This window comes from Pseudovibrio exalbescens, assembly GCF_028737195.1.
Classification (GTDB): Bacteria; Pseudomonadota; Alphaproteobacteria; order Rhizobiales; family Stappiaceae; genus Pseudovibrio; species Pseudovibrio zosterae.
Genome location: NZ_JAQZAJ010000011.1, coordinates 1 through 20575, shown reverse-complemented (window position 1 = coordinate 20575; position 20575 = coordinate 1). Strand labels below are relative to the sequence as shown.

The 20575-nt window shown below is 56.2% G+C and carries 18 protein-coding genes and 1 tRNA gene; 8 read left to right on the top strand and 11 right to left on the bottom strand.

What is annotated here, in order from left to right:
- The first annotated feature begins 280 nt into the window (after window positions 1–280).
- A complete protein-coding gene (gene fabV / locus PUV47_RS19650) occupies window positions 281–1480 on the top strand; it encodes an enoyl-ACP reductase FabV (RefSeq protein ID WP_274220306.1) in 1200 nt (399 codons plus the stop codon).
- Between the two features lie 57 nt (window positions 1481–1537).
- Here the strand turns inward: fabV and cydX are convergent, their stop codons facing one another.
- The 5 genes from cydX to cydD all read right to left on the bottom strand — a co-directional run bounded on the left by cydX (window position 1538) and on the right by cydD (window position 7920).
- The gene (cydX, locus tag PUV47_RS19645) at window positions 1538–1690 is read right to left on the bottom strand and encodes a cytochrome bd-I oxidase subunit CydX (RefSeq protein ID WP_274220305.1); all 153 of its coding nucleotides are present in this window, start codon (window positions 1688–1690) and stop codon (window positions 1538–1540) included.
- A gap of 17 nt (window positions 1691–1707) precedes the next feature.
- On the bottom strand, window positions 1708–2859 hold the full coding sequence (gene cydB, locus PUV47_RS19640; RefSeq protein WP_274220304.1) for a cytochrome d ubiquinol oxidase subunit II: 1152 nt from the start codon (window positions 2857–2859) through the stop codon (window positions 1708–1710).
- A 5-nt stretch (window positions 2860–2864) separates the two neighbouring features.
- Complete coding sequence (locus PUV47_RS19635) at window positions 2865–4448, bottom strand: cytochrome ubiquinol oxidase subunit I (RefSeq protein ID WP_274220303.1); 1584 nt, start codon at window positions 4446–4448, stop codon at window positions 2865–2867.
- A gap of 114 nt (window positions 4449–4562) precedes the next feature.
- Window positions 4563–6248 (bottom strand): thiol reductant ABC exporter subunit CydC, encoded by a 1686-nt coding sequence (gene cydC, locus PUV47_RS19630; RefSeq protein ID WP_274220302.1) that lies wholly within the window; start codon window positions 6246–6248, stop codon window positions 4563–4565.
- On the bottom strand, window positions 6241–7920 hold the full coding sequence (gene cydD, locus PUV47_RS19625; RefSeq protein WP_274220301.1) for a thiol reductant ABC exporter subunit CydD: 1680 nt from the start codon (window positions 7918–7920) through the stop codon (window positions 6241–6243). Before cydD ends, cydC begins: the two co-directional genes overlap by 8 nt.
- Before the next feature lie 204 nt (window positions 7921–8124).
- On the opposite strand from cydD, the gene PUV47_RS19620 reads away from it, so the two are divergent.
- Window positions 8125–8607, top strand: a complete 483-nt coding sequence (locus PUV47_RS19620; RefSeq protein ID WP_274220300.1) for an Rrf2 family transcriptional regulator — start codon at window positions 8125–8127, stop codon at window positions 8605–8607.
- Between the two features lie 2 nt (window positions 8608–8609).
- Here the strand turns inward: PUV47_RS19620 and PUV47_RS19615 are convergent, their stop codons facing one another.
- Window positions 8610–10511, bottom strand: coding sequence for a pyrroloquinoline quinone-dependent dehydrogenase (locus tag PUV47_RS19615; protein ID WP_274220299.1), 1902 nt, complete (start codon window positions 10509–10511; stop codon window positions 8610–8612).
- A gap of 23 nt (window positions 10512–10534) precedes the next feature.
- Window positions 10535–10747 (bottom strand): hypothetical protein, encoded by a 213-nt coding sequence (locus PUV47_RS19610; RefSeq protein WP_274220298.1) that lies wholly within the window; start codon window positions 10745–10747, stop codon window positions 10535–10537.
- Between the two features lie 188 nt (window positions 10748–10935).
- Here PUV47_RS19610 and PUV47_RS19605 point away from each other — a divergent pair, with 188 nt between their 5' ends.
- Window positions 10936–11598 (top strand): cupin domain-containing protein, encoded by a 663-nt coding sequence (locus PUV47_RS19605; RefSeq protein ID WP_274220297.1) that lies wholly within the window; start codon window positions 10936–10938, stop codon window positions 11596–11598.
- On the opposite strand, the gene PUV47_RS19600 is transcribed toward PUV47_RS19605, so the two are convergent.
- The 3 genes from PUV47_RS19600 to PUV47_RS19590 form a co-directional block, all read right to left on the bottom strand.
- Window positions 11595–12065, bottom strand: a complete 471-nt coding sequence (locus PUV47_RS19600) for a GNAT family N-acetyltransferase (protein ID WP_274220296.1) — start codon at window positions 12063–12065, stop codon at window positions 11595–11597. The two genes, PUV47_RS19605 and PUV47_RS19600, sit on opposite strands and share 4 nt — an antisense overlap.
- Window positions 12066–12224: 159 nt before the next feature.
- Window positions 12225–12452, bottom strand: a complete 228-nt coding sequence (locus PUV47_RS19595) for a hypothetical protein (protein ID WP_274220295.1) — start codon at window positions 12450–12452, stop codon at window positions 12225–12227.
- A gap of 52 nt (window positions 12453–12504) precedes the next feature.
- Window positions 12505–14118, bottom strand: a complete 1614-nt coding sequence (locus PUV47_RS19590) for an isocitrate lyase (protein ID WP_274220294.1) — start codon at window positions 14116–14118, stop codon at window positions 12505–12507.
- Window positions 14119–14413: 295 nt separating this feature from the next.
- On the opposite strand from PUV47_RS19590, the gene PUV47_RS19585 reads away from it, so the two are divergent.
- The 5 genes from PUV47_RS19585 (at window position 14414) to PUV47_RS19565 (ending at window position 20144) form a co-directional block, all read left to right on the top strand.
- Window positions 14414–15823: a short-chain fatty acyl-CoA regulator family protein gene (locus PUV47_RS19585; protein WP_274220293.1), complete on the top strand. Its 1410-nt coding sequence runs from the start codon at window positions 14414–14416 to the stop codon at window positions 15821–15823.
- A 671-nt stretch (window positions 15824–16494) separates the two neighbouring features.
- On the top strand, window positions 16495–17397 hold the full coding sequence (locus tag PUV47_RS19580) for a metal ABC transporter substrate-binding protein (RefSeq protein ID WP_274220292.1): 903 nt from the start codon (window positions 16495–16497) through the stop codon (window positions 17395–17397).
- Window positions 17398–17495: 98 nt separating this feature from the next.
- Window positions 17496–18398, top strand: coding sequence for a manganese/iron ABC transporter ATP-binding protein (locus PUV47_RS19575; protein ID WP_274220291.1), 903 nt, complete (start codon window positions 17496–17498; stop codon window positions 18396–18398).
- The gene (locus PUV47_RS19570) at window positions 18391–19287 is read left to right on the top strand and encodes a metal ABC transporter permease (RefSeq protein ID WP_274220311.1); all 897 of its coding nucleotides are present in this window, start codon (window positions 18391–18393) and stop codon (window positions 19285–19287) included. The genes PUV47_RS19575 and PUV47_RS19570 overlap by 8 nt, the downstream gene beginning before the upstream one ends.
- Complete coding sequence (locus PUV47_RS19565) at window positions 19287–20144, top strand: metal ABC transporter permease (protein WP_274220290.1); 858 nt, start codon at window positions 19287–19289, stop codon at window positions 20142–20144. Before PUV47_RS19570 ends, PUV47_RS19565 begins: the two co-directional genes overlap by 1 nt.
- 220 nt (window positions 20145–20364) lie before the next feature.
- On the opposite strand, the gene PUV47_RS19560 is transcribed toward PUV47_RS19565, so the two are convergent.
- A tRNA-Met gene (locus tag PUV47_RS19560) sits at window positions 20365–20441 on the bottom strand.
- Window positions 20442–20575: the final 134 nt, after the last annotated feature.

Sequence of the window (20575 nt, the reverse complement as noted above, 5' to 3'; positions counted from 1 at the left end):
TTCAAGCCTCACTTAGCAGAATCGCCAGAATCAGCGCAGCCAAGAAGCTGCCTGCAAGAGCAGTGCAATGCAGCATCGACCGCTGCAGCGGCGTTTATGCAGGAGTATGCTGTTCTCTCAAAAATTGTATATGGAAACAGAATTCTATTATTCGTAAACCACTTCCCCAACGGTCATTTCCTCTTGAAGAAAAAATGATGCAGTGCACAATGGAGCCTGCCTGCATTGGTTTGCAGGCATCGATCAAGCCATTTTGACTTCAAGATTTGAGGAAACCGCCATGATTATCGAAAGCAAGATTGACGGCGTCGTCGCCCGCACCTGCCACCCCTTGGGCTGCAAACAAGCTGTTCTTGATCAGATCGCTTTCGTTGAGGGCGCTCCGCAGATAATAGGTGGTCCCAAAAAGGTTCTTATTCTTGGTGCCTCCTCCGGATATGGGCTGGCATCTAGAATCTCCCTAGCTTTCGGCGGCTGCGCTGCGGACACGATCGGCGTTTCCTTCGAACGCGGCCCTAATGATAAAGGCATCGGTACGGCGGGTTGGTACAACAATGTGTTCTTTCGCGAGGAGGCCGAACGCAAGGGCCTGATTGCCAAGAACTTCGTGGGAGATGCCTTTTCGCCGCAAATGCGGGCGGACGTGATTGACTTCATCCGGAGCGAGTTTGGTGGCACCGTGGACATGGTGATTTACAGCCTGGCCACGGGCGTGCGCCCCGACCCGGAGACGGGCGAGAGAATGCGTTCGACTATCAAGCCCCTTGGCGACCCGGTTTCAGGGACCACCATCAACCTGGAACATGACCGCCTGGATGAGATGACCCTGCCCCCGGCAACCGAACAGGAAGTCCAAGATACTGTTCGGGTTATGGGCGGCGAAGACTGGCGCGATTGGATTTCGGAACTCGCAGATGCGGGCGTTCTGGCGAAGGGCTGCGCAACGCTTGCCTACTCCTATGTCGGCCCTGAGTTCACCTACGAGATTTATCATGACGGGACATTGGGGCATGCCAAGGCTCATCTGCATGCCACTGCGGACCAGATCACCGAGATGCTCAAGCCAGTTGGCGGGCAAGCCCATGTGGCTGTATGCAAGGCGCTTGTAACCAAGGCCAGCGTCTTCATCCCAACCTTCTCTCCCTACATTACAGTGCTGTTCCGCGTGATGAAGGAAAAGGGCTTGCATGAAGGCTGCATCGAGCAAATGCAAAGAATGTTTGTAGAAAAGATCTACGGCCCTGAGGGCTATATCGTGGATGACGAAAATCTGTTGCGCCTGGATGACTGGGAACTGCGCGCAGATGTTCAGGCAGAGGCGAAGGAACTGCTCTCTCAAATCACGCCGGAGAACTTTGCAGAGATTGGCGACTATGCCGGATACAAGCAAGAGTTTCTGGCGCTCAACGGCTTTGGCCTCGAGAATGTTGACTACACACAGGAAGTGGATCCAGAGGCCCTGAAAGGGCTTCAGCCTTAAACAGCGAAAGTACAAAAGAGAAACGGCGGTTTCCCGCCGTTTCATGCTTGATAATCCTTAAGACTGGATGCGTTGCACCCGCTCAGGGCTGACTTGTTTTTTTAAGGCAGGCGCGTTGCGCTCGTCCTCACGAAACTCCAGCCACATGGCGTTGACCACTGCAAACAGCGCGGCAAACCCGAGCCCCAAAATCCAAGCGAAGTACCACATGTGCTTCTCCTTTCAGCTCAGTAGACAGTTTCCGACTGCTCGATCACGTCCTTCTCGGTCACCTTGCCCCACAGCACTTTGTAGACCCAAGAGGTGTAGGCGAGGATGAGCGGAAGGAAGATGAGGGTGACAACCAGCATCACGAACAGGGTGAGATGGGATGATGACGCATCCCAAACGGTGAGCGAAGAGTTCGGGTCCGCCGTTGATGGCAGAATGAACGGGAACATTGTCAGGCCCACGGATGAGATCATCCCGAGAATGGAGAGCTTTGACGCGATCAGCGTCAGGCCTTCCTTGCCAACGCGCATGCCGAGCAGCGCACCGATGGCGCCAACAAAACCGAGTATGGGCGCGATGATGATCCATGGACGTTCGCTATAGGCTGCAATCCAAGAGCCGCCGTGGACCACTTCAGACATGAGTGGGTTGGAGGGCCCGTCAGTCACCACCGGACCAGCGAACGAAAAGGCCGCCACCCCATAGGTGAGCCAAATGCCTGCCACCGCATACAGCACGATGACCGCAACAGCGGCAAAGGACCCGAACACGCGGGCACGTGATTGAACGATGCCCTCGGTTTTAAGAGTGAGCCAGGCCCCGCCGTGCATCACCAACATGGCAAATGAGGTCAGACCACACAGCAGCGCAAATGGGTTGAGCAGACCGAAGAACGAGCCTTCATAGATCGGCATCAGGATTTCCGTCAGCCGGAAAGGTACACCTTGCAGAACGTTGCCAACGGCGACACCAAAGATCAACGCTGGAACAGCACCGCCAATAAACAGGCACCAGTCCCATGTCGTCCGCCAACGCACATCTTCGCGCTTGGAGCGGAACTTGAAGCCAACCGGCCGCAAGATCAGCGCTGCAAGGATCACAAACATGGCAAGGTAGAAGCCGGAAAAACTGACAGCATACAGCGGTGGCCATGCAGCGAAAATGGACCCGCCTCCGAGAATGAACCAGACCTGGTTTCCTTCCCAGACCGGTCCTACCGTGTTGATGACAACACGGCGTTCCAGGTCGGTTTTGGCGACGAAGGGCAGCAGAGCCCCAACGCCCATATCAAAGCCGTCTGTCATGGCAAAGCCGATGAGCAACACGCCCAACAAGGCCCACCAGATGACGCGAAGCGTTTCAAAGTCAATGAATTCGTGAATGATCATGGCGCTTACTCCGCTGGCTGCGCCGCAATGCGGCCACGTTGTTCAAACCATTCTTCTGTCTCTGCGGTATCGAGGTATGGCCCTTTTCGGATGTACTTGATCATCAAGCCCATCTCGACGACAAACAGGACGGAGTAGAACAGGGTGAAGCCTGCAAGGGTAAGGGCAACCTGCCCTATGCTCAGCTGGGAGACGGACAACGCAGTCGGCAAAACCCCGTCTACCGTCCAAGGCTGACGGCCGTACTCAGCTACGAACCAACCCATTTCTGCGGCAATCCAAGGCGTTGGAATTAGCAGCACCGCCAACCAGAGCGACCATCTTGGGAACTGCATGCCGGACACGGAGGCTTTCCAGAAGAAGAAGGCCATGGTTACAATGAAGAGCATGCCCAGACCGACCATGATGCGGAACGCCCAGAACAGGGGACCAACCTGAGGCACTGTATCATTTGCTGCCGTCTGTATCTGTTCTTCGGTGGCTTGACGGGGATCTTCCACGTAGCGCTTCAACAGGAACGCGAAGCCAAGGTCTGCACTGTGCTCTTCAAACCGCGCACGGACCTCGGGGGCGATGTTGTGAACATCGGCACGAATTTCCATCAGCGCATCATAGGCGATCAGGCCGGAACGAATGCGTTGTTCCGCCTGTTCGACCAGTTCCTTGATGCCCGGAATTTCCTTGTCAAAAGACCGTGTTCCAATGAGACCCATCACGTAAGGGATGTGAATGGCGTACTTGGTTTCACGCGCTTCTGTGTCGGGTATGCCGAATGCGGTAAAGGAAGCTGGTGCAGGTTCCGTTTCCCACATGGCTTCAATAGCCGCCAACTTCATCTTCTGGGAGTGCGTTACGGAGTAGCCGGACTCGTCGCCCAGAACCACCACGGACAATGCTCCCGCAAGACCAAAGCTTGCGGCAATGGCGATTGAGCGCCGCGCCAGTTCGATATGGCGTCCCTTCAGCAAATACCAAGAGGACACGCCGAGCACGAAGAAGGCCGCAACCACATATCCTGCGGAAACCGTGTGTACGAACTTGGCCTGCGCCACCTCGTTGAACATCACTTCAAAGAAGCTGGTCATTTCCATCCGCATGGTCATGGGATTGAACTCAGCCCCTACCGGGTTCTGCATCCATCCATTGCCGATCAGAATCCAGAGCGCAGAGAAGTTGGAGGCAATTGCCACCAGCCACGTGACCACAAGGTGAGCAACCTTAGAGAGCTTGTCCCATCCGAAGAAGAACAGACCGACAAAGGTAGCTTCCATAAAGAACGCCATGAGACCTTCAATGGCCAAAGGCGCGCCAAAGACATCTCCGACATAGTGGGAATAGTAGCTCCAGTTCATGCCGAACTGAAATTCCATGGTGATGCCAGTTGCAACACCGAGAACGAAGTTGATGCCAAACAACGTTCCCCAAAATTTCGTCATTTGTCGCCAGATTGGCCGATTGGTCATCACATAGACCGTCTCCATAATCGCCACGATGACCGACAGGCCAAGCGTGAGCGGAACGAAGAGGAAGTGATACATTGCGGTCATGGCGAACTGGAGCCGGGAGAGCTCCACAATGTCCAGTTCCATGGTGATTTACCCCCTGTGAACACAGCTGGTTAAAGGTGCATCTGAGATGCTACTTCACAGGCCTTGTGGCTCTTAAAGGGGGTATGGCGCGTTGATCTCAATCAAATAAGCGCGCTAATTGCAAAATATATTCTTTCTAATTCTAAGTTCGGAGTGAGCCCAATTTAACTCAGCATCCCGGTGCGAAGCGATTAAAATGGCGGAGTTCGGCAGATAATCGGAAATTCCAGCCAAAACTTCGTTTGCTGTCTCTTGATCCAACCCTTCAGTAGGCTCATCCAAAAGCACAAGGCGCGGATGGCGCGCAAGAACGCGAGCCAAGGACAAACGGCGTTTTTGTCCACCAGAGAGCCCCAGTCCGGACTCACCCAAAGCGCATGACAGGCCGCCACGTTCCTTGATTGTGCGCTCGAGCGCGACCACTTTCAGCAGCTCCCAAGCCTCTGCCTCTGAGATTGCCGGATTGGCAAGACGCAGGCAGTCCATGATGGTGCCATGCATGAGCATGGAGCGCTGCGGAAGAAAGGCTTGCCGGGCACGCAGTTCCGCTTCATCAAGGCTGGCCAAAGGCGCGCCGAACAGCGTGATACTGCCAGACGTTGGCTGCAGCAGACGCGCGGCCAAATGCAGAACGGTGCTCTTGCCCCCGCCACTGGGGCCTGTGAGAGCGAGGCGCTGACCTTGTTCCAGATCAAAGCTGATGCCCGACAGGATTTCACGGGCCGAACTTTCCGTCGTATAGTGCACATCTTGAAAGCGCAGCGCTGGTGATGCGTTCGCGCCAACCGCAGAGGCTGACGCGCAAGGCCGCTGCTCACGCTGCTCCGGCCCCTGCTCCAGCAAGCGGTTTACACGCGAAGCCGCGGCTTGCATGCGGCCATATTCGGTGACACCGCGGCGCAGTGGCCCCATTGTTTCATTGAGCGCCAGAATGGCAAAGAAGCCAAGCGCCGCCTGAGCTGCCGAGATGCTGCCAGCTTGTGCCAAGTCCGCGCCAAGTGCGAGGGCCATGACGGCAGCAATGAGGCTGGTGGAGGAGAGCGCCACACCCACAACAAGCTCAATGGTGTCCACATGGCGCTGGTTGGCACGCAAACGTTGGTCAGCTCCGCCAACCTTCGCTAACTGAGCCTGAAGGTTGCCCGTAACGATCAGGTCCGTTTTTGAGCGGAACAGATCGATCAAACGCAGGCGAAGGCTTTGATGGGCGCGCTCAATACGGTTCGAGGGTGCTTTGGCCAGCTTCATGGCGATGGACAGTGTTAACCCGGTCCCCAAAAAGAACAGACCAATGGTGACCCAGGCGACTATGGGTGCAACAAACAGATAAAGCGCTGCAAACGCCGTCAGATAAGTAAGCCCGCCTGCCAGAATCGGGATGATCAGGCGAAGAGAAATACCGTCGAGCGCGTCCACATCTGCTGTGACGCGGTTCAGCAGCTCCCCACCTCGGAAGCCGATGATTTTGCTGTAAGAAAATCGGTTGATTGCCTTTAACAGCTGAAGGCGAAGAATGGTGAGGCTTTTCAGGGTGGCATCATGGGTGAGCATACGCTCGCCATAGCGGGCAGCCGCACGGCCCAGCGCGAGAAAACGGATCGCGGCACTTGGGCGGAAGACATCAAATTGAATGCCGATGCCGACAAGACCCGCTGCGCCCGTGGCTGTGATGAACCAGCCCGAGATGCCCAACAGCGCAAGGCCTGCGATCAGCACCAGATAGGACAGCAGCAAACCGGTTAGAAACGGGCGCTTCTCTTGACGAACGATGAGACCGAAGATGGTGAGAATGTCACGCATTTTGAGCCTCCAGAACGAGCTGCTGGTCCATCTTGTCCGCAAGGGCCTTGTCATGAGTGGCAACGATGAGCGTTGCGCCCTTGTCCTTCAACGCAAGCAGGCTCTCGGTAATCTGGCGAGCCGTATCGCCGTCCAAGTCGGCAGTGGGTTCATCAGCCAAAATGATGCCGGCATCTGAAAGCATGGCTCTGGCGAGCAACAACCGGCGGGCCTCCCCACCGGAAACGCCGGCGCCAGTTTCACCCAAACGAGTAAACAGTCCATCTGGCAGGCGCTCAACCACGCCATTGGCCTGAGCAGATTGCAGCGCCTCATCAATCTCGTCCGCAGGGATATGCCCTCTGGCGAGAGAAAGATTGCGACGCACAGTTTCCGCCAGAAAATGCGGAGTTTGCGCAACCCAGTCCATATTGCTGCGCAGCTGGTCTGCCGTTTCCGCAGTCATTTCGAGCTCACCAATGCGAAGGGTGCCGCCACTTGGCGGGATGAGGCCCGCGATCAAAGCCAGCAGGGTCGATTTTCCTGAGCCACTTGCGCCAACAATCGCCAGAGACGTTCCTGCTGGCACTTTCGCCTCCTGATATCGCATTGGCTCTTCCGAGCCGTAGCTGAAGTGCAGCCCAGACCACGCCACAGCGGCTGGCGCGCGTGGCATTTCCACTGCACCGCCCCTACCCACTATAGGCTTCAGCTCCTGCTTTTCTCGTTCAGCCAACTCACCGGCAACAGCCACCGCAGAGGCCTTGTCATGCCATGCAGCCGCCAGATCCCTCAGGGGCTGGAAGTAGTCTGGTGCCAACAGCAACAGGAACACGCCTTCATACACCGTCAACTGCGTGGCGTAGGACCCGAAGGTGATCTCTCCCAGCAAGGTGAAGCCCACGAACACGGCGACCATTGCAACGCCCAGCGCCGCGAACAGCTCCAAAACCGTGGAAGACAGAAAAGCGATGCCGAGCACCTTCATGGTTTGCTGGCGAAGCGTATCCGCAGCGCCTTTAAAAGCATCTTCGCTGCGCTCCACCGCACCAAGGGCTCGAATGTCAACGGCTGCTGACAAGTGCTCCATGAGCAGAGCATTCAAACTGCCGATTTCCTGCATCTGCTTTTCGCTGGCACTGCGTGCCGCCATGCCGACGAGGATCATGAAAACAGGTATGAGCGGCCCTGCGATGAACAGGATGAGGGCGACGACCCACGAATGCCAAAGGGCGAAGCCGAGGATGACCAGCGGCACGATGCCAACGCGAACCTGCGCAGGCTGATAGCGCGTGATGTAAACCCGCAGGCTGTCTAGCTTTTCGGCAAGTAGGGATGCAAGGGCGGCGGAGTTTTCATTGCCCGCGCATTGCGGCGACCGCAGAGCTTCCTTTTGAGCGACCTCTGCCCGTACTTTGGAAATGACGTCATCTGCCGCATTGAAGCTGATCCGCCCGGCGCTTGTGTCCAGCGCAATGCGGCAGGCTCCGAGCGCGAGAAAACCGAGCGCTGCTGCCCAGACAGAAAGGTCATGAAGCTCAGGCTGCAGCAAACTGGCAACAAGCATTGCGACAAGCGCGGCCTGACCGATCCAGAGCAAGGACGCTACAGTTGTCAGGTAACCAGACAGCTTTAGCCTCTTGCGCACGGGCGCAAGCAACAGTTTCAGCTTTTCACTGGCAGCATCAGCCACGGGCATTGAACTCCTAAGCCACTATCAAGGGACAGGGGTTACTGCGGGTTGGCTGAAACTTCAACATCTACTGAGGAAGGATTTTCAACAGAAAATGCGTCTCCTCTCGTTAGAACGCTTAAAGAGTGGCGTTGCATGACCTATGTCAAACTGTCGCAGGTACTTTTGTATATGCTGACCGTAACGGCAACTGGGAAACAATTGATGCGTCTAACGACTCGGACAAATCTTGCCATGCGGGCACTGATGTTCTGTGCGGTGAACGAAGGCCGCATTGTCCGGAAGAGTGAAATGGCCAAGGCATGCAACGCCTCGGAGAACCATCTGGCGCAGGTGGTCAACACGCTGAGCCAGACCGGCTACCTGCAGACCGTACGCGGGCGCAATGGCGGCATCCGGCTGGCCAAGGCAAAAGACCATATCTCCGTTGGAGCTGTTTTCAGGAAGTTTGAGGCGCATTTGCCGCTTACCGAATGCTTCGACCGAGACCACAACACGTGCCCGCTGGCGAACAGCTGCCGTTTGCCAACCTATCTGGTGGGGGCGCTTGGCGCATTCTACAGCTATCTGGATGGCATCAGTCTCGCTGATCTGGTCAACGATAATGTTGAACTCAGCACGATCCTCTCGGTCGCAGCGCCGATTGTCAGCCAACTCGAAAAGGCCGAAACGCCCTCCGCCACATGAATTTACGGCAATCTGAACGCGACCAGGGCATCCCCCAAGCGCGGTCGAAGCAATGCACTTCCTCCTGCTGCGATTACAACATACTGGCGGCCATCCTTTTCCGATATGAAGGTCATGGGCGTTGCCGCGCCATCGAAAGGAATGGGATGTGACCAAAGCTCATCGCCCGTCCAGATGTTGAAAGCGCGGATTCTTGCATCCATGGTCGCTGCGATAAAGACAAGGCCTGATTTCGTGATGATAGCGCCACCGATGTTCGGGCTGCCCCACGCCTTCGGACCTTCCAGACCCATGGCCAGCGGAACCCTTCCAAGAGGCACGCGCCATCTCAACTCTCCGCTATCAATGTTCACCGCAGCGAGCTCGCCCCAAGGCGGGGCGTTGCATGGCACCCCTAACGGCGAAAGCAGCACACCGCGACGCATCATGTAAGGCGCGCCTTTCTGACGCCCCAGTTCGCCGGGCCCGCTGCCGTGACTTTCATTGGCGTCCGCCGGGATCAACCTAACCCATTGTGCAAGGTTCATGACATTCGTTACCACCATCCGCCGTTCCGGATCGTAGGCGGCACCCCCCCAGTTACTGCCGCCGCCATAAAAAGGCATTTGCACCGACCCGCGCAGGCTGGGCGGGGTGTATAACCCATCAGCCCGCATATCCGCCATTTCATCTGCACACCATGCCTTGTCCAAAGGCGTAATGCCCCACGCATCAGCCTGCGAGAAGCCTTGCTGCGCAACAGGCTTGGGAAGGATGGGAATTGGCTGGGTCGGAGACGTCTGCTCGCCCTCAACATCCGTCTGTGGCACGGCCTGCTCGCGGGTTGGGAACAGGTACTCGCCGGTTGCCCGGTCGAGAACGTAGATGCTGCCCATTTTGGTGACCTGCACCACTGCAGGAACGCGGCCTACCAACGTCTCCTTGTGGGCGAGCACTGGCTGAGCGGGCATGTCCAAATCGAACAGGTCGTGATGAACGATTTGCCGAACCCAGCGCTCCTCTCCCGTGCGTGCATCGAGTGCAACCACGGCATTGGTTCGTGCCAGGTCCTTCTTTCGAAAACCGCCCCAGTAATCCGGGCTGGGGCTGCTGGTTGGAATGAAAACGGTTGCCGTTTCTTCATCCACTGAGAGGGGCGCCCAGGCATTTGCCGCGCCGGATTTTGTCCGCTCTTCAGCCGGTATTGGATTCCACGACCAGACCTCTATACCCGAGCGCACATCCACCGCGCGCACAATGCCATCCGGCATGTCGACATTCTGGTTGTCGCCAATGGCTGTTCCGATGATGGCCAAGTCTTCGAAGATCACGGCAGGCGACGTAATGTTTACAACGCCCTGCCCCTGATTATCGAAGGTCGTGTTCAGATCCAGTACGCCGTTTTCGGCAAAATCAGCGCAAAGGTCTCCCGTTTGCGCATCCAAAGCCATCAAGCGGCCATCCAGCACCGGTGCGATCACCCGTTTCTGGCAAGGCCCGTCCACGCCACTTTCCCAGTAGCTGACACCGCGACAAATGAGAGAATGCTGCTGATCATAGTCTCGCGGCAAGGGGGGCGACGGCTCGAAACTCCAAAGCTCGCCGCCCGTTTCCGGTTCCACGGCAATTACGCGGTTGTAAGGCGTGCAGATGAAGAGCTTGCCGTTTGCGTAGATCGGGTTTGCTTCAAACGTGGTCTTGCGCGTGCCGTTCTCGCCGTTCGAAAAGTCACCGGTGTTAAACACCCAAACCTGTTCAAGGTCCTTGATGTTCGCCGGGGTAATCTCCGCGGCCTCTGAGTACTGACCACCACCCGGCTGGCCGCCATATTGCCCCCAACCTTGCGCGTTGGCATTGCCCCACCACACGCCGGCCAACAGCAGAGCCCACACTAGCATTGCACGTCGGGTCAGGGCTTTTGCCATGGTCTTGCGTTCCTCTACGCCAGTTATTGGGGAGGTCGAACCTTCCGAACCAAAAGTAAGACCACAAGAACAGCGAGTGCGGACAGGAAGCAGGTGCCGGTGGCAACGATGGTTGCCATGACTGACGGACCAAGGGCGACACCTTCAAAAACGCCATAGACAATCATGGTGGTCACGGCGACGCCAAAACCAAACCACATAAATAGCAGGAGCAAACACGCCCAAAGCCAGACCATGACACCTCTGTTGGCAGATCAAGAGTACTCGGTGCACCATGAGGGCACCATTAGCGCTGTTCTCGAACGCGCCTAGCTTTCAGTCTTTAGAGGGCGGGGGTCAATTCTTGGAAAGACGGGGTGCTTGACACCAACCGGCACCATTCTATCTACTGGTAGGTAGAGACCGATCACCAATTGGAAACGCCATGAAGATAAACGCGGATTTTTCTCAACGCGTCACCATAGACACCACGAAGATGGACTGGGTCACTTCGCCCATGGCGGGGGTGGAACGTCGTATGCTGGACCGCATCGGAGACGAGGTAGCGCGAGCAACAACGATTGTGCGCTACGCGCCGGGCAGTCACTTTTCCGCCCACACCCACGACGGCGGAGAAGAGTTTTTGGTGCTGGAAGGCGTCTTCCAAGACGAACACGGCGATTTTCCTGCGGGCACCTATGTGCGCAACCCGCCGACATCACGGCATACACCCGGTTCCGAGCTTGGCTGTACCATATTGGTGAAACTGCATCAGTTTGATCCAGAAGACCGAACCCATGTACGCATCGCCACTCAGAATTTGAAACCCGTATGCGCAGCAGATCGGCCGGGGGTCAGCATCATGCCGCTTTATCACGATGCGCGAGAAACGGTTCAGATGGAAGACTGGGACCCTAACACCGTCGCAACACAGCACTGCGCGGGAGGACTTGAAGGATACGTTCTGGACGGATCAATCGAAGAAAGCGGTGAGCTGCTGACCACTGGCACCTGGTTCCGTCTCCCGGATGGCGCTGTTTTTAAAGCAAAAAGCCAAGGCCAAGGTGCAAGGCTCTGGATAAAAAGTGGCCACTTGAAAGGGCTTTAGAGAGAAATGCGATAGACTTTGATCCTGCCGCGCTGTGACGTTGCCACTTCCCCAGTTGGCACCCAGCCGCGTCGCAAGATCAACCGTTCCGCTTTGTCTGTGGTTGTGTAAAGCGCTCCGTACCCCAGTTCACGAGCGGAACTCTCGATTGCGCCGACCAGCGCGTCACCAATGCCCTTGCCGCGGTGGGCTGGCATTACAACCATTGCGGCCAGCCAAGGGGTATGACCAAACTCGCTGCCAAGTGACGTCTGTTTCAAGGAAGCTGTGCCCAAAACCTGCCCCTGCTCACCAAGAGCTACAAGACCAATTGGGAGAGAAGACCTATTGCAGCACGCCTCCAGATCGGCATGCGCATCGCCGTTTCCTGCGGCGCCGTACCACTCGCTCCATTCAGCCTCAAACAACGCCGCCAGTTCTGGCAGGGTGTTTCGCGCTTCCGCCAGCCTTTTGATCTCGATACTCATCGCGCCCTCCCCACCGGTTGAATGAGGCTGCGATGCCAGTTTCCCGATTCAATTTCAATCGTCATTTCGTAAAACAGCAAAAGGCCCCGTCACTCATGCGACGGGGCCATTCAACTGACCGACCACTTAGAGGAAAAAATCGGTCAATCTTTTGCGATCTTATTGATCGTTGGTCTTTTCACGAATGGTTGGAACAACCTGATCGCCATAGCTGCCACCGCCATTGTGGCAGCGGGATACGCGGATCAGCTCAACGGACAGACCCAGGTCAACCGCACGCTGAACGGCTTCGTTCACCCGGTGGGTCGCTTCTGCAATGCGCTGAACTGCACGGTCCTGCTCAGAGGTCGTTGGAAGGTCAATGCGCTGAAATGCGTGGTTCGTCATGATTGCATTCCTTTCATAGCTGGGCTGTCTTGATGCCCGCGATCCATCTTGGTTAAGCTGCTTCGAACTGGTTCATGGTGTTCTTGGTTCCACCGGCCTTGAGGGCGCGGTCACCACCGACCATTTCCTTGAAAGTATCACCGAGGTCAGAACCAACTTCGTGCTGGTGCTTAACCGCGGAGATGCCACGGCGGATTTCTTCACGCTGAATGGTGGCAACATAGGCCAGCATGCGGTCCTCACCGAAGTAGCCCTTGGACAGCTCATCCATGCCCTTTGCGGTCAGATGGAAGGTTGGCAGCGTGATGAGGTTGTGGAACACCCCAGCGCGGGTTGCGATGTCGTACTGGAAGTCACGCAGGCGCTTGTCTGCCTCACGACCAAGATCGGTATCATCCAGTTCTGCAGACATGAGCTGCGTGCTGTCTGGGTACTGATCCGGGCTGATCATGCCTTCCTCGATCCACTGAGCACGAACCTGCTTGCGAAGGTTCAGCGTCCAGTTGAAGGACGGAGAGTTGTTGTAGGTCAGCTTCGCGTTCGGAACTTCCTTGCGGATCTCCTCAACCATGGATGCAATTTCGGTTACATCCGGTGTTGCGGTCTCAATCCAGAGAAGGTCTGCACCGCCCTGCTTAAGGGAAGAGATACAGTCTTCAATAACACGCTCGCGACCGGTGTTCTCCTTGAAGGCAAACAGACCATTCGGCAGGCGAACCGGCTTCACATAGCCACCATCCTGCGCCAGAACCAGATCGCCATCACGGGCTGGGTTCTCTTCAGTGATCGGCTCGGTCTTCAGCCACTTGATGTACTCAGACGCAAGATCACCCGGCTCTTGGCTTACTGGAACCTTCTGGGTGAGGCCTGCACCGAGGCTATCAGTGCGCGCAACGATAACCCCTTCATCAACGCCGAGTTCCTCAAAGGCCAAGCGGCACGCACGCAGCTTCTCAATGAAGTCTTCGCGCGGTACGGTTACTTTACCATCCTGGTGGCCACACTGCTTTGCATCGGAAACCTGGTTCTCGATCTGCAGACAGCATGCACCTGCCTTGATCAATTCCTTCGCCAGCAAGTAAGTAGCGTGCTCGTTACCAAAACCTGCGTCGATGTCGGCAATGATCGGAACAACGTGGCTTTCGAAGTTGTCGATCTCTGCGATCGCCTTTTTCTCGGCAACCTCGTCGCCTTCCTTGCGTGCCGCAGCCAGTGTCTTGAACAAATCGTTCAGAGCAACTTCGTCGGCCTGACGCAGAGAGGTGTAGATTTCCTGAACCAGATCAACAACAGCGGTTTTCTCGTGCATGGACTGGTCTGGCAGGTGCCCCCAGGTGTTGCGCAGGCCAGCAACCATCCAACCGGAGAGATAGACATAAGTACCCTTCGCTGTGCCGCGCTGGCGCTTTACAGCCTTGATCATCTGCTGTGCGTGGAAACCGGACCAGCAACCCAAAGACTGGGTGAAACGTGAAGGATCTGCGTCATAGGCCGCCATGTCCTCACGCATGACCTTCGCCATGTCGCGCGCGATGTCCAGATGGGTGTCGTAGGTGTTCTGGATTTTCAGCTGAACGATGTCGTCCACGGATACGCCGCCCGGGGTCTGACCGCTCGGGTAGCGTTCCAGTACCGATTGACGGATCTCGGAATAAGTTGAAGCCATGATGTGTCCTCCTCAAATTTCATGGTGCGCCGGGTCCAAGCCTCCCAGCTCATGCCCTTTGCAAACTTCTCTTCTGGCGCCTCAAACGTCTCGGCAGGTTTGTCAAAAACGAAAACTTCGACCTTTGTGTCGATTTGCGAAGATCGCATACGTAGTTTTTGTTTTTCCTTTTCCTACCTTCGGTTAAGCGGCTTGCTATTACTGTATTTGCAGCGCATTTTGTGTGAAACGCCTGAAAAAGCGAAGATTTGCAAAGCATGATCTTGCGAAGTGCGAAGGTTGCGAAGGTGCAGTGATGAAGAAGGCATTTCTTGGGGGGCGTCTGAGACAGCTCCGTGAGCAACACAAAGTCACACAAGCGGCGCTAGCTCAACGTCTTGATATATCAGCAAGTTACCTGAACCAACTGGAGCGAAATCAACGCCCCTTGACGGTGCAGGTTTTGCTCAAAATCAATCAGGAATTCGGGCTGGATATCCAGTTCTTTTCGGAGGAGGGAGACGCCCGATTGCTCGCAGAGCTGCGTGAAGTTTTTCACACAGAAATGCAAGAGGATGCTGTTACAGCCGCGCAATTACGCGACCTTGTTGATAACACACCGGCTGTGGCTAGACGTTTTGTTAGGTTATACCGCGATTATCGCGAGGCGGACGAGTTGGCAAAGACTCAGGTACTGGGCGGTACGCCAGCCAACTCAGCAGCAAACGCCCGCACCGCCTTTGAGGACGTGCGAGATTTCTTTTACGACAAGCGCAACTATTTCGAGCAGCTCGACAACAAGGCGGAGGCCATCTTCGAAAACGCCTCGCTGTCCATTGGCCACTCACTGGATGGACTAACCCGGCGCTTGCGCAACCGGCATGACATTGAAGTGGCGCTCGTGGACATGCCAGAGGGCGGTCAGATACGCCACTACAATGCGCAAGAGCGCGTGCTGCAGCTTGCCAGAAGTCTGCGCGGCGGGCAGCGCGCCTTTCAGATCGCGCTCCAGATCGGCCTGCTGGAAGCACAAAGCGAAATTGAACGCCAAGTCTCGACGGTGGAGTTTGCGACCAACGAAACACGAGAACTGGCGCGCATCGGCTTGGCCAAATACTTCGCAGCGGCGCTTATCATGCCCTACAACGCCTTCTGGAAGGCTGCGGAAAAGAGCCGCTATGATATCGCGTGGCTCAGCCGACAATTCGGGGCCGGTTTTGAGACCACCTGCCACCGGCTCAGCACGCTTCAGCGCCCCACCCAGAAGGGCATCCCCTTCTTCTTCTTGCGGGTAGACCGGGCTGGCAACATCTCAAAACGCCAATCGGCAACGGACTTCCACTTTTCCAAAGTTGGAGGCAGCTGTCCGCTTTGGAAGGTCCATGCCGCCTTTGATCAGCCGGGAGAGATCCTGACTCAGATTGCACAAATGCCAGATGGGCGTACTTACTTCTGGGTGACGCGCACGGTGGCCAGCGGGTATGGCAGCTACGGCGCACCGGGCAAGTTCTTCTCAATCGCCCTTGGCTGCGACATTCAACACGCGAGCCGCATGGTGTACTCAAAGGGTCTGGACCTCAGTGACCCAGAGGCCGCGACGCCAATCGGCGCTGGCTGCAAGATGTGCCCACGGGAAAAGTGCACGCAACGCGCCTTTCCGATGGTGGGTAAGTCCATCGAGATTGACGCCAATAGTGCTGGGTTCGCGCCCTATTCATCTGACTAGCGGACGCAGCGAATCATTTCGGCTATTCACTATCATTCTCAATAGGTTAGGACGAGTAGTACGCATTTTGTCGAGGATAAGTTCGAGTAACTTGCCTTAATGTTATCTGCCCCGTCTCGGCACCGTTGCGGCTACTTCTGTGCACGCGTTCAGGCTTCTGACTGAATGCTCCCCTGAGCCAACGCAGTTCTTCCGACGCGATCTCAATGACTTCGCGGCCCTGTCTGTTGAGCGGGTGATAACCCTGGCTGCGTTCGGAAGCTTTTTGATGGCTGTCACGACGTGTAAATGCAGGCTTTACGCGGTCTGCGCCGACACCCTCCAAGCCAGACTTCGATGGACAGAGGATCAGGATACTGTAGGCTTCTAGAGCTGATCCTTCGCCAGATTGATGGCTGCCGTCGGATGGCCCGCCGCATGAGGATAATCAATAGGATGGATCGACCTGGGAGTGCTGACTACGAGCCTTACATTTCTGGATGAGGTGCACACATAGCCATGGAGAGCTCACCTCCACGTTACCCGAACCGGCTTCAGGCAAGAGGCGCGGCGCCGGTGGCCCACTATTAAACTTGCAAATCATTCGCAATTGCAATAATACTTGCAAGTCACTCGCAATTGCAACTACCGGAATCATACGGATCAACCAAAGCATCATCAGGAGTCACTACATGTCAAAAATTCTTAGCGGTCTGGCGGCAGGCACAGCATTCGTGGCCATGATTGCGTCTTCTGCGCAAGCGGAAGAAAAGATGAAAGTCGTCACAACGTTTACCGTGCTGGCCGACATGGCCTCAAACGTTGCAGGCGATGCGGCAGAGGTTGTCTCCATCACAAAGCCCGGAGCTGAGATCCACGGGTATGAGCCCACACCGCGGGACATTGTCCGCGCCAGCGATGCTGACTTGATCCTTTGGAACGGCATGAACCTCGAGCTGTGGTTCGAGCAGTTCCTGTCAAACATGGGCGATGTTCCCTCCGCAACCCTGACGGATGGCATTACGCCAATTTCTATTGCGTCCGGTGCTTATGAAGGCAAGCCAAACCCTCATGCCTGGATGGGGCTCGACAACGCTCTGATTTACATTGACAATATCGTGGAAGCGTTTTCTGAACACGACCCGGAAAACGCAGCGACATATGTGAAGAACGCAGCCGCCTACAAAGACCAACTACGCGCAACACTCGAGCCGCTGCGCGAGCAGGTCTCGCAAATCCCTGAGGACAGCCGTTGGCTTGTTACTTGTGAGGGGGCCTTCAGCTATCTGGCCAGGGACTTCAATATGAAGGAACTCTATTTGTGGCCGATGAATGCAGACCAAAACGGCACCCCACAGCAAGTGCGCAAGGTGATTGACGGGGTGAAGGAGAACGATATCCCGGTAGTCTTCTGTGAAAGCACGGTGAGCAGCGCGCCCGCAGAACAAGTGGCCCGTGAAACCGGTGCCAACTACGGAGGCGTGCTCTATGTTGATTCACTGAGTGAGCCAGATGGCCCAGTTCCAACCTATCTGGACCTTCTACGCGTGACGTCCGAGACAGTTGCCAAGGGTCTTACCACCCACACAAACTGACAGGTCGTCGCTCCCAATACAGTTATTGCCTTCGCGACTTGCGAGCCGCGAAGGCTTTTCCCGGTTTTACGGAAGCCATTCCTCCAGAGGTCCAACACATGTTAGCCAAGCCTGAAGACATTCAAACACGGGTCGCCGACGACGGCTCAGGCGGCGGCATTCTTGCCGACAACGTTACGGTGACCTATCGCAATGGCCATACAGCTCTTTTTGACGCCAGCTTTGAAATTCCACGGGGCACGGTAACCGCCCTTGTTGGCGTGAACGGCGCAGGCAAATCCACGTTGTTTAAAGCGATCATGGGCTTTGTTCCTGCTGCCCGCGGCGAGATCCGCCTTTTGGGCCGGACGGTCAAACAAGCTCTGAAAGAGAACCTCGTTGCCTATGTTCCGCAATCAGAGGAAGTGGACTGGGCCTTCCCGGTATTGGTGGAAGATGTGGTCATGATGGGCCGGTATGGGCACATGGGCTTTCTGCGCCGCCCTTCCAAAGCAGACCATGATGCCGTGGAGCAGGCACTTCGGCGCGTGAACATGCAGGACTACCGCCATCGCCAGATTGGCGAATTGTCCGGCGGTCAGCGAAAACGTGTGTTTCTGGCGCGCGCGCTGGCTCAGGATGGCCAGGTTATTCTCCTTGACGAGCCCTTCACCGGCGTGGACGTGAAGACCGAGGACCAGATCATCCAACTGTTGCGCGAGCTGCGTGCCGAAGGCCGTGTGATGTTGGTATCCACGCACAATCTGGGGTCTGTTCCCGAGTTCTGTGACCGAACCGTTCTGGTGAAGGGCACAGTGTTGGGGTATGGGCCAACGGAAACCACCTTCACTCCCGAGAATTTGGAGCACGCTTTTGGCGGCGCGCTTCGTCACTTCACGCTCGGCGGCCCGGCTCTGCATGAGGATGGCGATCCCCGTCAAGTGACCATTCTAACGGATGATGAACGCCCGTTTGTTCAATATGGCGAGCAGACTCAAGTAAGTGAGCGCAACGATGCTTGAGTACCTGCTGGAACCATTCAACTACGGTTACATGACCAATGCCATGTGGGTGTCCGCTCTTGTTGGCGGGGTCTGCGCGTTTCTTTCCGCTTATCTCATGCTGAAGGGCTGGTCTCTGATTGGCGATGCGCTCTCCCACTCCGTAGTGCCAGGCGTCGCCGGGGCCTATATTCTGGGCTTACCGTTTTCTCTCGGAGCATTCATCGCTGGCGGACTGGCAGCAGGTGCCATGCTTTTCCTTTCCGAGCGCTCCGGGTTGAAAGTGGACGTCATCATCGGCCTGATCTTCACCTCCTTCTTTGGCCTTGGCCTCTTCATGGTCTCGGTGAACCCCATGTCGGTCAGCATTCAGACGATCACCATGGGCAACATTCTGGCGATTACGCCGGAAGATACCTTGCAGCTGGCCATCATCGGCTTTGTGTCCCTCGCAGTTCTATTGGCAAAGTGGAAAGATCTCATGGTGACCTTCTTTGACGAGAACCATGCAAGGTCCATCGGTCTCAATCCCGGCCTCTTGAAAGCAACCTTCTTCGTGTTGCTTTCGGCCTCTGTAGTGGCTGCCATGCAGACTGTGGGCGCGTTCCTCGTCATCGCCATGGTGGTCACACCCGGCGCAACCGCTTATCTTCTTTGTGACCGGTTCCCGCGCCTCATCATCCTGTCTGTCTTGATTGGAAGCCTGACAAGTTTCTTCGGCGCCTATATCAGCTACTTCCTGGACGGCGCGACGGGGGGCATCATCGTGACCCTACAAACGCTGATTTTCCTCATTGCCTTCATCTTTGCGCCCAAACACGGCCTGCTTGCCGCACGCCGAAAGGCGCGGGTTGCCCTTGCAAGGGCCGATCAACAGGGCGGCACACCTGAAGCAAAGGAGAGCTTTTGATGTCTATGGATGAGCTGCTCCTTCCGTTTCAATTTCCGTTCATGCAGAACGCATTCTACATCTCCCTGCTGGTGGCGGTGCCAACAGCCCTGCTCTCCTGTTATCTGGTGCTGAAAGGTTGGGCGCTCATGGGAGACGCCGTCAGCCATGCCGTCTTGCCGGGCATTGTCTTGGCCTACATCCTCAACATTCCGCTTCTCATCGGTGCATTTCTTGCGGGTATGACCTGCTCCCTTGCCACTGGGTATCTTTCCCACAACAGCCGGGTGAAACAAGATACGGTCATGGGCGTTGTCTTTTCAGGCATGTTTGGTCTCGGCATCGTGCTCTATGTCTCCATTGAGACGAACGCACATTTGGACCACATCCTGTTCGGCAACATGCTGGGCGTTGAAGCACACGAGCTCTGGACCGCCGGCATCATCTCGCTGCTGGTGTCAGGAACCATTGCCTTGAAATGGAAAGATCTTCTGCTGCATGCATTTGATCCGGCGCAGGCACAGGCCGCAGGCTTACCAGTAAATGTCTTGCACTACGGCCTGCTCGCCGCGCTATCCCTGACCATCGTTGCCACCCTTGCAGCCGCGGGCCTTATTCTGGCGATCGGTCTCCTGATCGCGCCTGGTGCCATTGCATTCCTGCTGGTCCGCCGCTTTGGCCACATGCTTGTTGTCGCCGTGCTCAGCTGCATGATTGCCATGATCCTTGGGACTTACCTGAGCTTTTTCCTCGACAGTGCCCCCGCACCAACGATCATCCTGATCCTGACGGCAATGTTTGTTCTGGCCTTCGCCAAGAAGCTCCATACCAATAAGAGAACATCAATGCAGTTGATCAAAGAACAAACAGAGAGCTGAGCTTCGGCGCCACAGCCCGCACGGCATGACAAGAACCACAGGCCCCGTGTGATGCGGGGCTTTGGGGATCTTCCGGGCTCCGCCTTGGATGCACACGGGCTTTTCTTTAGTCCAGCCGAGGTCAGGTCGCTACCCACATGCGCACTGTAGAAGACGTATCTGTGAACCTGACCCTAGAACGACAAAACCCGCCAACTCGGTGAGTTAGCGGGTTTAAATTTGGTTGCGGGGGTAGGATTTGAACCTACGACCTTCAGGTTATGAGCCTGACGAGCTACCGGGCTGCTCCACCCCGCGATAAACTTGTGTTTTGGGCTTTTGTTGTGCCCAGCCGGGCGTTGGCGTTGCCCGGTCCTTTTTTGGTTTGCCCGTCCTCAGGCCAGTGGCCTTGCGGGCGATGCGGGGCTGTTCCACCGCGACAAACTTTTAGT